The sequence below is a fragment of the Paenibacillus sp. DS2015 genome (genome assembly GCF_050433705.1).
In the GTDB taxonomy this organism is placed as follows: Bacteria; Bacillota; Bacilli; order Paenibacillales; family Paenibacillaceae; genus Paenibacillus_AQ.
Genome location: NZ_JBNPWS010000019.1, coordinates 1 through 13,759 on the forward strand (window position 1 = coordinate 1; position 13,759 = coordinate 13,759).

Consider the following 13,759-nt stretch of genomic DNA (forward strand, 5'->3'; position numbering starts at 1 on the left):
TTGACCATATATTTCTCTCCCCTCGGAGAGTATGTCGGCTAATTATGGGGAATTTTCAACTGCTGATATTAGGTATTTTACAATTGATGTTCACATCTATATCTTAGAGAATCAGGTCCTTCATTTTTTCTTGTGAGAGTGATATTTGTCTCTACATAAAGCTCAAAAATTATATATCATTATTTAAAGTAAATGTTGAATAAGGATGATGGAGTATGACATTCAGAGGGTATCTACAATTAGTGGAAATGAGGACAAAAGTGGCGAGCATGATTCCGTTTCTCATAGGATCGGTCTATGCGATCTTTCGATTCCACGAGTTTAATGTATTTCATTTCGTCCTGATGCTGATTTCTTTACTTAGTTTTGATATGTTCACAACGGTCATGAATAATTATTATGATTTCAAAAAAGCTAGAATAAAAGAAGGTTACGGTTATCAAATTCACAACGTCATTGTGAAAGATAACCTCAAAGAGAGAACCGTAGTTACGGTTATCATTCTCCTATTCCTAGTGGCGACAGGTGCAGGCATTGTCCTCGTGTTTCATACAGGCCTCCTACTATTTCTATTGGGTGGATTGTCCTTTCTAGTAGGTATATTATATTCATTTGGTCCGATCCCCATTTCAAGAATGCCATTAGGTGAAATATTCTCAGGTCTATTCATGGGTTTGGTGATCATCTTTATTTCGACCTACATCCATGTCGGGGATGATCAACTAGTGTCTCTAGCCTTCGATCAGCAACATCTTATGGTTCAACTCAATATCGTTGAAGTATTACTCATCTTTCTCATCTCCATACCTGCCGTTTTATGTATTGCAAACATTATGTTAGCTAACAATATATGTGACATGGATGAAGATATAGAGAATAAAAGATACACCCTACCCGTATATATTGGAAAACCGTATGCTTTAATTTTATTTCGTTGCATCTATTATGCATCATTTCTAGATTTGATTGTCCTGGCGTTCTTGAAGGTGAATCCTATCATTATCGCACTTATTCTCCTCACCTTGATTCCTGTGAAGAAGAATATAAACGCCTTTATGTTCACACAGACTAAGAAAGATACGTTCGGTTTGGCTGTGCGTAATTTCCTTATTATGAACATGTCTCGAATTATAGCCTTTGGAATAGCAGCATTGATGGCAGGGTAGTCTAGTAGAGGAAGTTCAAGAAACATGATCGGTACGTGGAAAGAATGTCTGAAGAAATCGCTGTTGCCCCTAAAATTTATATTTAATGAAGATACCGCTAATTACGGTGGGAGTTTAGGGGCAAAGCATAAGATTAGAAAGTAGCTTTTCAGAAGTGAATTTTTAGGTGGACGCTACGCTTCTTGGACAATTGCATTATGGAAGCTATGATCATCAGCATCGAATACTTTATCGGCTAGTTCATTACGAATTAGAGCCGTTTATTTGTGCTGTTATTTAATCAGCGTTGCTTAGATGGGTATTCTATCGAACGCTTTGTCAGCAGGAACATATTCATAACCTAGATCACGGGCTACCGCTTCAAAAGTAATATAGCCATTGACGACATTCGCGCCACTGTGAATCGCGGGGTTACTCCGAATCACTTCCTGAATCTCATGATTAGCAAGTTCTAGCGCAAAAGGTATCGTAGCATTTGTTAAGGCGATGGTTGATGTTTGTGGTACAGCGCCAGGCATATTAGCTACTGCATAGTGAACCACACCATGCTTTACATACGTAGGATGATCATGAGTTGTGATATGGTCGATCGTCTCGACAATTCCACCTTGGTCGATCGCTACATCTACGATGACGGAGCCTAGTTTCATCGATTGTACCACTTGTTCAGAGACAAGTTTAGGTGCCTTTGCGCCGGGAATAAGAACAGCCCCTATGAGTAAGTCTGCTTCAGAGACGGCCTTGGCGATATTCGATGGATTAGAGACTAAGGTCTTTAATTGATTTCCGAAGATATCATCTAATTGCCGCAACCGCCCTACACTTAGATCAAGAAGTGTAACATCTGCACCTAATCCGATAGCGGCCTTAGCTGCATGGGTTCCAACGACCCCACCACCAATAATGGCGACCTTACCACGGGCAACGCCAGGGACTCCAGATAGAAGTATACCTTTGCCCCCTTGAGGTTTCTCTAGTAGTTGAGCCCCGATCTGTGCTGACATCCGTCCAGCTACTTCACTCATAGGTATAAGTAGAGGTAAAGTTCCATTGACAGTAACCGTTTCATACGCAATTGCCGTTACTCCTGTATCTACTAGTGCTTTGGCTAGAGCGGGTTCAGCGGCTAGATGTAAATAAGTGAATAGAATAAGCCCCTTACGGAAGTATACATATTCGCTAGATAGTGGTTCTTTAACTTTCATGATCATATCGGATTGATTCCATACATCTTGAGCTTGTTCTACAATGTTCGCTCCTGCATCTATATATTCATGGTCAGGAAATCCACTCTCAGCACCTGCAAGTTGTTCAATATATACGGTATGTCCGTGTTGAAGGAATTCTGCTACTCCCGCAGGTGTGATAGCGACGCGATTTTCATTGTTTTTAATTTCTTTTGGAATTCCGATTCTCATAACCAATCACCTCGTGTGTTTTATAGTTAAAGTGTACAAGTAAGTTAATATTTAATCATCATACGGAATGTCTAGAAATGTAATAAAAAAAGAAGACAGAATGTTTATAATGTAACATTATTTAACACTCTATTGCGACTAATGTTCCATTCGATTATCTCTAATCTATTATATGTATATAGTGGATAGCAAGTTGTGTGATTATTCACTGTAAGTTTAGTTATGTTTTCTAACCTTCCTCCCGTATGAGGCAATGATCCGGGGAGAGGGTTTTTTCATGTTTGTGGGTATAGCTTTGTTCTATTTTTAAATAGAAAAAGGTTATTAGACGATGGATGGGGTCCGTGATAAAGTATTACCAAGCAAATTCATACTTAACTTATCGGAATTATGAAATATCCATAAAACTCAAAATGGCATCATTCGCTATGAGTTTTCTCGAAGTAAATCAGGAAGTAACGCTAAAAACTGGCTCTAAATCATGATCAGTGCTTGCAGAAAACAGAAGTCTGTGCTGATCGTAGCTTCGATACTGGAATTGTCTTGGAGAAGCGTAGCGTTCGCCTAAAGCTTTCCTTTGGAAAGCTACATCGGAAGCATACGCTTTGCTCCTAAATTTTCACCGCAAAGAGCGGTAGATTCAAGGAAATTTAGGGGCAACAGCGATTCGGTTGGACAATCCATCAGCGTAGCGTCATCAATCAACTCGATACATTTGTCAAGCACTGATATTGGTGTTGAGCTCAAAAACTAAGCGTATGCTTTCGAGGTTATTTTTTTCGAAGTGAATCAGGAAGATGATGCTTTAAAAAGCGTATGCTTCCGGTGCTAGTTTTTTCGAAGCAATTCAGGAAGTAACGCTCAAAAACTTTTAGGAGGAATAAACATGGCTAGACAAAAAAAATTAAAGCTCGGAGCAATCATTCACGGCGTGGGCGGCAACCCAGCAGCTTGGAAACATCCAGATGTTCTCTCCGATGCTAGTGTGAACTTCAAATTTTACAAAGAGCAGGCATTGACAGCGGAGGAAGGAAAGTTCGATCTCGTCTTCATTGCCGATGGTCTGTATATTACAGAGAAGTCTATTCCTCATTTCCTAAATCGCTTCGAACCGATCACAATATTATCTGCGCTGGCAGCGGCTACAACGAATATTGGTCTGGTGGGTACGCTCTCGACATCTTACAGTGAACCTTTCACCGTTGCTCGACAATTCTCTTCTATTGATCATATTAGTGGGGGGCGTGCAGGGTGGAATCTCGTAACTTCACCGCTTGAAGGATCAGCCAAAAATTTCAGTAGAGAGGATCATCCCTCTCATCCCGAGCGTTATAAGATTGCCGAGGAGTATCTGGAAGTGACGAGAGGGTTGTGGGATTCATGGGAAGATGATGCCTTCGTTCGTGACAAAGAATCGGGTGTTTTCTTCGATCCTGAGAAGCTGCATACGTTGAACCATAAGGGAGAATTCTTCTCTGTCCAAGGGCCTTTGAACATTGCTCGCTCCAAGCAGGGGCAACCGGTCATTTTTCAAGCAGGGTCTTCGGAGGATGGGAAGGAGTTAGCAGGAAAAGGGGCAGATGCCGTATTTACAGGTCATGGAACGATAGAGGAAGCTAAAGCTTTTTATGCAGATGTCAAAAGAAGAGCTGTAGCCCATGGGCGCTCTCCCGATGAAGTTCTTATATTCCCTGGTATTGGGCCTATTGTGGGCCGGACGGAAGAAGAAGCAGAACGTAAATATCAGGAAGTGGCGAGTCTAGTTACGATAGAGAATGCACTTGATTATTTGGGACGTTTCTTTGAACATCATGATTTCTCACAATATCCGCTGGATGAACCGTTCCCGGAACTAGGGGACTTAGGAAGTAATAGCTTCCGTAGTGGTACCGACAAGATCAAACAAGATGCTAAGGAGAACAATTTAACGCTTCGTCAGGTTGCGTTAGGTTCCTTAACCCCTAGAGGCAATTTCATAGGTACTCCTGAAAGAATAGCAGACCTTGTTCAGCAGTGGTTTGAGGAAGAAGCAGCCGATGGATTTATTATTAGTTCCAATGGTCCCAATGGATTAAATGATTTCGTTGAGCTAGTCGTTCCTATTCTACAGGAGCGTGGAATTTATCGTACAGAGTACGAAGCAGATACATTGCGCGGCAATTTAGGGTTGGCAGTTCCAGAGAATCGTTACGTACAGAAGAAGGTAGCTACGGAAGCTTAGTCAGTATAGATAGAGTTACAGCAGCAATAACAAAAGAGACTAATGGAATAGGGGGAAAGAAATGATGTTACAAATTTCGTTAGGTAGAATAAAGCACATTGCGCTATTCGCAGCTCTGATTATGGTGATAACAGGCTGTGGAGCGGGAAACACAAATAGTGCTGATGCCGTGGGAAAAGAAACAAAGGCACAAGATACCTCGGGAACAAGTGGGGAGCTAAGTAAAGGTGGAGAATTGAGCTTTGCACTGGCAACTTCGCCAGACACCCTTGATCCACATAGAAGTGGATATGCAGTAGCCGTTAGAGTCATAAGAACGATCTATGATAGTCTCGTTGTTCAGTTGCCAGATCATACGATTGGACCGTGGCTTGCTACAGAGTGGTCTATTTCTCCTGATAAGAAGAGTTATACGTTCAAGCTTCGTGAAGATGTGAAATTCCAGGATGGGACACCTTTGAATGCTGAGGCTGTTAAATATAATTTCGATCGTATTATCGATCCGGCGACGAAGGCAAATAATTCAGTAGCCTTACTTAAACCCTATACTTCTTCGGAAGTGATTGACGAGTATACCGTTAAATTGAATCTGGAGACGCCTTCTGAAGCCTTTTTAGGAAATCTCAGCCAAGCATTGCTTGGTATCGTCTCTCCCACGGCGGCCAAGAAAGATGGGGATCAATTTGGGAAGCATCCTGTAGGTTCAGGTCCTTTTAAATTCGTGAAATGGGATGAGAATGCAGAGATTAGCGTCGAGAGAAATCCCGATTACTCATGGGCTCCTGCGAGTGTAGATAACCAAGGTGCAGCGCATTTAGATACAATCGTATTCAAAATCGTACCAGAAGAAGCTACTCGAATCGGGAGTGTACAGAGTGGACAGGTGCTAGCGGCCGAAACGGTACCTCCACAGAATATCCTCTCACTTAAGAGTGATCCTAATTTTCAATTACTACAAGCCAATACGGTAGGCTTACCGTACACCCTCTTTTTTAACGAGAGACGGGCGCCATGGAATGAAGTGAAAGTTAGACAGGCTGTACAACTTGCCGTTGATATTGATGTCATTGTGAAGACCTTGTATTTAGGAACGTATGAGCGAGCTTGGTCACCACTATCGCCGGGTATCTTCGGTTACGACGAGTCCCTTGAGAATGCAGTGAAGCCAGATCCGGATAAAGCCAATCAACTGCTCGATGAGACGGGTTGGGTTCGAGGAGCAGATGGCATTCGCGAAAAAGATGGCAAAAAGTTGACGCTCCATTATGTGGATGGCTCACCTAACCGTGAGAAAAGAAATGATATCGCTGCGATTATCCAGCAGCAGTTGAAACCCATCGGCATTGATGTAGATGTAGAGATCACGAAGGATGTTGGCACTGTAATATACACAAACGGGGCTTATGATCTGTACGGCAATAGCCAAGTGAACTCTGACCCGAATGCGCTATATTCCATCTATCATTCTATTGATCCTAATGCTGACCAACTAACGTTACCCGGTCTTGCAGATCCGGAGCTTGATAAGCTGTTAGAGCAAGGCGCGGTTGAGGCAGATCCCACGAAGCGTCTTGAAATTTATACCAAAGTACAACATTACATTATCGATAATGCTGTTGTACTCCCCATCTATGTATTTCCTTATACGGTTGCGGCAGCGGAGTCTGTAGAAGGTCTGAAGTTCGATACCCTAGGTTACCCACTATTTAATGATGTTTCGATTAAGCAATAACTAAGAGGAGGTAGAGGATATGGTGAAGCCCATGATCGTAAGGTTCTTTACTTCCTTGTTCGTCATATTTGGATCGCTGATTCTGGTTTTCTGTATCCTTTACTTGCTACCCGGTGATCCGGTTCTTAGTATGATTGATCCTTCTATGGCTACTCCAGAAATGATTGCGAGTTTACGTCATCAGCTTGGATTAGACCAGCCCTTCTATGTTCAGTTCGCTACCTATTTTAATAAGATTATTCAGGGCGAATTTGGAAATTCGATTATCAATTCAGAGCCTGTTCTGCCCAAAATATTGAAGCATTTCCCGGCTACATTGTTGCTAACCGTGGCTAGTTCCATTATAGCGGTTATTGTAGGTGTGTTACTTGGGGTCTTATCTGCGATACATCGCAATCGTTGGGTCGATATTGTAGCTAGAATTGTAGGTTTGTTTGGGATCTCGATGCCGACTTTTTGGACGGGGATTCTGCTTATTCTCATCTTCTCGATTCAGTTAGGCTGGTTTCCGGCGATGGGTTCAGATGGATGGAAGACCGTAGTCCTTCCCGCACTAACGTTAGGTATTGTTGGAGCTGGATTCATCGTCCGTATGGTTCGGAATAGCATGCTTGAAGTGATCAATGAGCAGTTCATTGTGACTTTACGGTCCAAGGGATTATCGGAAAAAGCCATTATGTATCAACATGCGCTCCGTAATGCGCTTATTCCAGCCATCACGATGATGGGTATGCTCATCGGGGAGATGTTGGCAGGTGCAGTCGTTATCGAAACGGTGTTTTCTAGGCAAGGAATAGGCCGGATTATTGCGGATGCAATTATGGCCAAGGATTTACCTGTAGTACAAGGAGTTATCTTCTTCTCGGCCATCATTTACGTAATCGTCAATCTGCTCGTGGATATTTCATATTCTTTCATTGATCCAAGGGTGAGACGTTCATATTAAGACTGCTGCGCAAAACTTATGTTCATGCTTACGAAGCAAGTTTTGAGACGAAGTAAGTCAGGAAGAGAAGCTCCTCAAAACTTAAGTTCATGCTTACGATGACAGTTTTGCTTCGCAAAACTTTAAAGTATCGCTTACGAAGACAGTTTTGCTTCGCAAAACTTAAGCCTATGCTTACGAAGATAGTTTTGCTACGCAAAACTTTTAGGAGGTTTTTCCATGAAAGAAGCCATTTCATCAAAAGTTGTCTGGCAGAGAAAGAGGCTGGGCTTATCGACTTCTTTTTCACAGAAGCGGCTTACTGTATCTGAGCTATTCGTGGTGGTGGCCGTGTTAGTGGTGGCGTTCATCGTTGTCTGTGCGATTGTGCCCAGCTGGATTGCTCCGTACTTGCCTACTGAAATGCTAACAGACCAACTATTGCAGGCACCAAGCTTCGCTCATCTGTTCGGCACAGACTATTTCGGAAGAGACATCTTTAGTGTGGTTGTGTATGGTAGTCGAGATTCGTTGTTCATCGGCTTTGCTTCTGTGCTCGTGGGCGGACTTGCGGGAGGATTGATTGGAATTATATCAGGTTATGTGGGTGGGGTTGTGGATATTATACTCATGCGACTTATCGATGTTCTGATGACGATTCCAGGAATTCTTCTAGCCCTTGCCATTGCAGCCTCACTGGGCCCAAGCTTGTTTAATATTATTCTAGCTGTCGCCATATCCGCCGTTCCCGGATATGCAAGAGTGATGAGAGGACAAATGATGAGTATCAAGAATCGACCGTTCATCATGGCCTCACGATCAATCGGTAGCTCAAGTATACAAATATTATGGAAACATGTGCTTCCTAATTCACTGTCACCTCTTTTAGTTATGGCTACTCTAGGGATTGGCTCTTCTATTCTGATGGGATCAGGTCTTAGCTTTCTCGGACTTGGCATCATCAAGGAAATTCCAGATTGGGGAACGTTACTGTCCCAAGGAAGAGGTTACTTAACGGTGGCTTGGTGGATGTGTACTTTCCCGGGACTCGCCATCACGTTGTTCGTTATTTCAGTAAATATTATTGGAGATCATGTTCGAGATGTATTAGATCCGAAGAAACTTACAGCATAAAAGCCATGCAGAGGAGGTGCTTTACTTGACACAACTGCTGGATATTCAACATTTATCCGTGGATTTCAATACCAAAAAGGGATTACTAAGAGCAATCACGGATGTATCTCTGACCATTCAAGCAGGTGAGACCGTCTGCCTTGTTGGAGAATCGGGAAGTGGCAAGACCATTACCTCTAAATCGGTTATGAGATTGATAGACTACGAGAATGGCATCATATCTGAGGGAGCTATTAAGCTGAACGGTGTTGATGTAGTTCCGCTATCGCAGAAAGAGCTTCGTTCTCTTCGAGGGAACAAAATGGCGATGATTTTTCAGGAGCCCATGTCTGCTTTTGACCCTGTTTTTACAATAGGTAGTCAAATTATCGAGGTGATCATCAATCACCAGCAAGGGGGGCGGAACAAAGCATGGGATCGTGCGGTTCACTTATTGCAACGAGTTGGAATACCTGAGCCAGAGATCCGTATGAAGCAGTATCCTAACGAGTTATCTGGGGGCATGTTACAGCGGGCCATGATCGCAATGGCTCTGGCATGTGGTCCCGAACTTCTGATTGCGGATGAACCCACGACGGCTTTAGATGTGACTATCCAGGCCCAGATTCTACAGTTACTGCAAGAATTGAAGGAAGAGTTCAACATGTCCATTCTGTTAATTACACATGATATGGGGATCGCAGCCGAGGTAGCTGACCGCATTATTGTGATGTATGCAGGGCAAGTCCTGGAGAATGCAAATGTCTATCAATTGTTCAAACAGCCACATCATCCGTATACACAAGGTTTACTTCAATCGATAACAACGATGGATAGTGATCGTTCGAACACGTTGTATTCCATTGAGGGAGCGATTCCTAACCTAACTGATTTACCGACAGGTTGCCGGTTTCATCCACGCTGTCCGTATGCCAGAGATCGGTGTGCCAAGGATAGTCCACCCCTATTAGAGGTGAATGACCGATGGGTAGCCTGTTGGTATGCTGAGGAACTGGTACAATCCGACGAATGGAGACATGCAACAGTCAAGTCACAGCATCCAAGTCCAACGGTAACCGAGCAGAAATCTTCGGCCGAGTTAGACCAGAACTTAGATAAGGGACCTTTATTCGAAATCGAAGGATTAAGTAAATTTTATCCGATCCATAAGGGCGTCTTCGCACGGAACAGGACGGTTATTCGGGCTGTAGATAACGTATCTCTTCATTTGCGGAAGGGAGAGACTTTTGGACTTGTTGGTGAATCTGGTAGTGGTAAATCTACTTTAGGTCGTGTCATTCTACAGCTTGAGCAAGCAACATCGGGCAAAGTGTTATATCAAGGTCGTGACTTAGGGAAGTTGAGTACGAACCAATTACGAGATGCTCGTAAGGATATGCAGATGATATTTCAAGATCCATATGGTTCGGTCGATCCGCGCTGGAATGTGGGTGACATTATTGGTGAGCCTTTAGCGGTACATGAGAATTTGAATACAAAAGAGAGGCGATTGCGTGTAGAGGAGCTTCTGAACATTGTAGGCTTAGATCGTAGCTGGATTGATCGCTACCCACATGAATTCTCAGGTGGACAAAGACAACGTATCGGGATCGCAAGGGCAATTGCCCTTCATCCCGAGTTTATTCTTGCAGATGAAGCGGTCTCGGCACTCGATGTGTCCGTACAATCTCAGATTGTGAACCTAATGCAGGACTTACAACACAGGTTAGATCTGACCTATCTGTTCATTGCACATGGGCTTAATATTGTAAGGCATATATCGGATCGGATTGGTGTGATGTATTTAGGGAAGTTAGTTGAGATTGCACCGAGTGAAGAGTTATTTCTACACCCTGCTCACCACTATACGAAGGCGCTCATCGCATCTATTCCAATCCCTGATCCTACTCGCCAAAGAGAGGCTGTTGTCATCCAAGGTGAAATACCTTCACCGGCAAATCCGCCATCAGGTTGCCATTTTCATACACGCTGTCCCGCAGCAACGGTTAGGTGCCGAGAGGAACAGCCTGTGTTGAAGCAAGTGGGCAAGGACCATTTTGCAGCTTGTCATTTCCCGGCCTTTTGAGGGTAGTGTAAGTTCAGTGAGCTGATTTTACTTCGTAAAACTTTAAGAAAATGCTTACGAAGCTAGTTTTACTTCGTAAAACTTTAAGAAAATGCTTACGAAGCTAGTTTTACTTCGTAAAACTAAGAAAATGCTTACGAAGCTAGTTTTACTTCGTAAAACTTTAAGGAGGAATTATAAACATGTCAACTAATCCTAAGATCGTGGTATGGAGCAAGCCGGGCTGTCATTATTGTGCTGAAGTGAAGTCTTACTTGGAAGCTAACCATTATAGCTATGAGAATATTGATGTAGGTGCGAATGATAATTTACGCGATGTACTAGAGGTGAAGTATGGGATTCGCCATGTTCCAGTCGTTGAGATCGGTAGAGATGGCAAATTTGAAGGGGTTGTGGAATTAGGATTAGATCATCTGCAAGCTGCTCTCGAGCGGTCGCTAAGAACGGTTGTATGAAGACAAGATGAATATTCACACGTGAAGGCTCCTCTCCTTATTCTTTCTCATACTGAGGAAGGGTAGGAGCCTTTTTGACTTTGCTTTGTTTAATGTCAATGTTGATTTGTGGTAATAAAATAGGGATATTTTGTTGCTAATCCCCGTAATATTTAACATATTTGTTGCACCCCGTGAGTTATCTTACCATCGTTAACATTTACATAATCCGTTCCGCTTTCACAATTACTCTTACGATCCCACTTTACTTCATATTCATCATGCTTTTGTGTGACCGATAGGACATTGATCTTACCAAAAGTATTGTTCTGTTCATGTTGAGCTCTTACGGATGTTATGGCTTGTTCCTTTGAAATTATAGAAATTGAAGAATCTTGGCATCCGCTTATTAAAGCTATGGTTATTAGTAGACATGTCACAAGGAATCTAAGGTTCAACTTTCTACCCCCTTTATTAGATTGATTTGTTTCTCTTCCGATATGCGGAGATGGAGAGTTTCCTATTGACATCGTATTCCTACATTGTCTACATAACGATAACAACCCCAATAATGTTGCGAATATGGCGCTTTATATACTATTTAAATCCGTTAATGGTAAATTTAGATTGACATCGAAGAAGGGTTGCATTAAGATAACGGCAATAATACCGACTTAATTTATAGGAAAAGTATATTTAATATATCGTTCAGCACAACATATGGAGGAGGGATTAGATGAATATTGAGAATTTGGAGGCCTTTGTGTATGTTATTCACTACGGAAGTTTCAATAAAGCAGCAGATATGTTATTTCTATCTCAGCCTTCGGTATCTGCTCGGATACAATCCCTTGAACGTGAGTTGGATTGCAAGTTATTTGACCGGTGTGGAAGACAGGTTCAATTAACAGACAAGGGAAAACAATTCTTGCCCTATGCACAGCAGATTCTCCAAACGTACCAAAAGGGTAAAATGCTGCTTCAAAAGCAAAAAGCGCTTCCCAATGAATTACGAATTGGCTGCACCATTTCAGTATCTAACTATGTAATCCCTAACCTGCTACCACGTATAAAGCTATTATATCCAGATATTATTTTTAAGCTTAGTGTAGGAGTTACGGATGATATTGTGAATAAGACGCTTAACAAGGAACTAGATATTGGATTTGTGAGGAATATAACTCATCCTAACCTTCAATCCGTTAAGCTCTATACAGATCCTATTACATTATACGTTTACGAAGGACATCCATTTATTGGTGATGAGCAGGTGACGATCGAGGATATTAAACAGGAAGCTCTAATATTTTTTGAATGTGGTGCACTCGATTGGATGCAGCTACATCGCGTATTTGAGAATTTAGATCACCCTCCTAATATTGAGTTTATGACAGATAATTTAGAGACAGCTAAGAAACTAGTTCTTAATAAGATGGGCATTTGCTTTCTGCCGAGTCGGTGTGTGAGTGAGGAGATGGCCGAACAGAAGCTCTTCCCGATCCATTTTCGTGAAGTGTCTAATATTTCTTTGCAGACCAATCTGATTACGCTTCATGGGGAAAATACCGACATCTATAATAAGTTTCTCCAAATGGGCAAGGAAATAGGATCAGGTGGCGATAGCACAGACTTAGAGAGAAAGCTACATGTGTAAATGATGTTGACAAGGTGAAAAGAAAAGCTTGCCTTTAGGCATTTGTTCAACGGAAATGTGATCGGCTCTCATGGTCCAACTCGGCTGAATTTGGAGATCTGGAAGCAAGGCATATTCACAAAATGTCTGACCCTTCGATCCTCAAATTCAGTTATAGCAAGGTCTAATAACGAGCGGGTCATGAGCCTCACAGCAACTATATGTTATCTGTGTCCGTCTAATAAATGAGTCGTATTATATAATATTTTTCTTCTGGATCTTCTTTCATATTAGTCAGTGTTGTACGTGAGCTATTGAAATATTCACCAACTAAAACAAGACCACTAAGGCTTTAGCCAAAGTGGTCTTAAAAGATAAATTCGGGTGATGGAATTATATAACTCAACTGACGTATGTAAAGTACAGCTAACGTTACTCCCGCATTGGCCATCCCTTTAAACCTATTAATTTATGTACTTGGATGATTTAGATTTAGTCTCCCGTCTTGTCCCAGAATACTGATAGATCCTTAACCTTCTCAATAGGCACAATAATATTACTATGCATTACTCTTTTATACGAATGGCATCATTGTAATTTCCTTTAGGTACGAACATGGCTAGAATCGATTTTTTAATAGTTAAATATGTATTAGCATTAATTCCTCCAATGCTCCCGACTAATCCTTCCGGATCGATTGTCCCCGTAACTGCGAAATTACCGTGATTGTTTCTTGTTTCCTTAGCCTTTAACATAACTTCATAAGCTGTGGCCGCACCACCAGAACTGCCAGAAAAACCTTGGATGTCAAAATACATCATATCGTTAAGTCCCCATAGATCATTCAACGTATAATGTGCCCTTACTGTGGCTCCATATAGTGAGACGCTGAAGCTTGGATATTCCCTATTATTGTAACAAAGTTGAAGTTTATTCAGAAACTCCTTTTTGTGTCCACTACGTTATACTACCTTTCGGTTGCTTCCATAGTTTTAAAACTAAACTAATATCTTCAGATTTTCATTTTTCAT

General features: G+C 42.0%; 11 protein-coding genes. 8 read left to right on the forward strand and 3 right to left on the reverse strand.

Translation table 11 applies throughout. From position 1 onward, the window contains the following. Positions 1–215: 215 nt before the first annotated feature. The gene (locus J2T13_RS16335; RefSeq protein WP_429373125.1) at positions 216–1,166 is read left to right on the forward strand and encodes a 1,4-dihydroxy-2-naphthoate polyprenyltransferase; all 951 of its coding nucleotides are present in this window, start codon (positions 216–218) and stop codon (positions 1,164–1,166) included. Positions 1,167–1,456: 290 nt separating this feature from the next. On the opposite strand, the gene ald is transcribed toward J2T13_RS16335, so the two are convergent. Continuing rightward, positions 1,457–2,584, reverse strand: coding sequence for an alanine dehydrogenase (ald, locus tag J2T13_RS16340; protein WP_429373127.1), 1,128 nt, complete (start codon positions 2,582–2,584; stop codon positions 1,457–1,459). Positions 2,585–3,470: 886 nt separating this feature from the next. Between ald and J2T13_RS16345 the strand changes: the two genes are divergently transcribed. From J2T13_RS16345 to J2T13_RS16370, 6 genes are all read left to right on the forward strand, one after another. Next, positions 3,471–4,805 (forward strand): LLM class flavin-dependent oxidoreductase, encoded by a 1,335-nt coding sequence (locus tag J2T13_RS16345; protein ID WP_429373129.1) that lies wholly within the window; start codon positions 3,471–3,473, stop codon positions 4,803–4,805. 61 nt (positions 4,806–4,866) lie between these two features. Continuing rightward, on the forward strand, positions 4,867–6,537 hold the full coding sequence (locus J2T13_RS16350) for an ABC transporter substrate-binding protein (RefSeq protein ID WP_429373131.1): 1,671 nt from the start codon (positions 4,867–4,869) through the stop codon (positions 6,535–6,537). Positions 6,538–6,556: 19 nt separating this feature from the next. Next, positions 6,557–7,483 carry an ABC transporter permease gene (locus tag J2T13_RS16355; RefSeq protein WP_429373133.1) on the forward strand — a complete coding sequence of 309 codons (927 nt, stop codon included), beginning with the start codon at positions 6,557–6,559 and terminating at the stop codon, positions 7,481–7,483. 219 nt (positions 7,484–7,702) lie between these two features. Continuing rightward, positions 7,703–8,596, forward strand: a complete 894-nt coding sequence (locus J2T13_RS16360; RefSeq protein ID WP_429373135.1) for an ABC transporter permease — start codon at positions 7,703–7,705, stop codon at positions 8,594–8,596. Positions 8,597–8,621: 25 nt separating this feature from the next. Next, positions 8,622–10,661 carry a dipeptide ABC transporter ATP-binding protein gene (locus J2T13_RS16365; protein ID WP_429373137.1) on the forward strand — a complete coding sequence of 680 codons (2,040 nt, stop codon included), beginning with the start codon at positions 8,622–8,624 and terminating at the stop codon, positions 10,659–10,661. A gap of 182 nt (positions 10,662–10,843) precedes the next feature. Next, a complete protein-coding gene (locus J2T13_RS16370) occupies positions 10,844–11,116 on the forward strand; it encodes a glutaredoxin family protein (protein WP_429373139.1) in 273 nt (90 codons plus the stop codon). Positions 11,117–11,268: 152 nt separating this feature from the next. On the opposite strand, the gene J2T13_RS16375 is transcribed toward J2T13_RS16370, so the two are convergent. Then, positions 11,269–11,553 (reverse strand): hypothetical protein, encoded by a 285-nt coding sequence (locus J2T13_RS16375; protein ID WP_429373141.1) that lies wholly within the window; start codon positions 11,551–11,553, stop codon positions 11,269–11,271. Between the two features lie 278 nt (positions 11,554–11,831). Here J2T13_RS16375 and J2T13_RS16380 point away from each other — a divergent pair, with 278 nt between their 5' ends. After that, positions 11,832–12,749 (forward strand): LysR substrate-binding domain-containing protein, encoded by a 918-nt coding sequence (locus J2T13_RS16380; protein ID WP_429373142.1) that lies wholly within the window; start codon positions 11,832–11,834, stop codon positions 12,747–12,749. 545 nt (positions 12,750–13,294) lie between these two features. Here J2T13_RS16380 and J2T13_RS16385 read toward each other — a convergent pair. Beyond that, positions 13,295–13,549: a hypothetical protein gene (locus tag J2T13_RS16385; RefSeq protein WP_429373144.1), complete on the reverse strand. Its 255-nt coding sequence runs from the start codon at positions 13,547–13,549 to the stop codon at positions 13,295–13,297. Between the last annotated feature and the right edge of the window lie 210 nt (positions 13,550–13,759).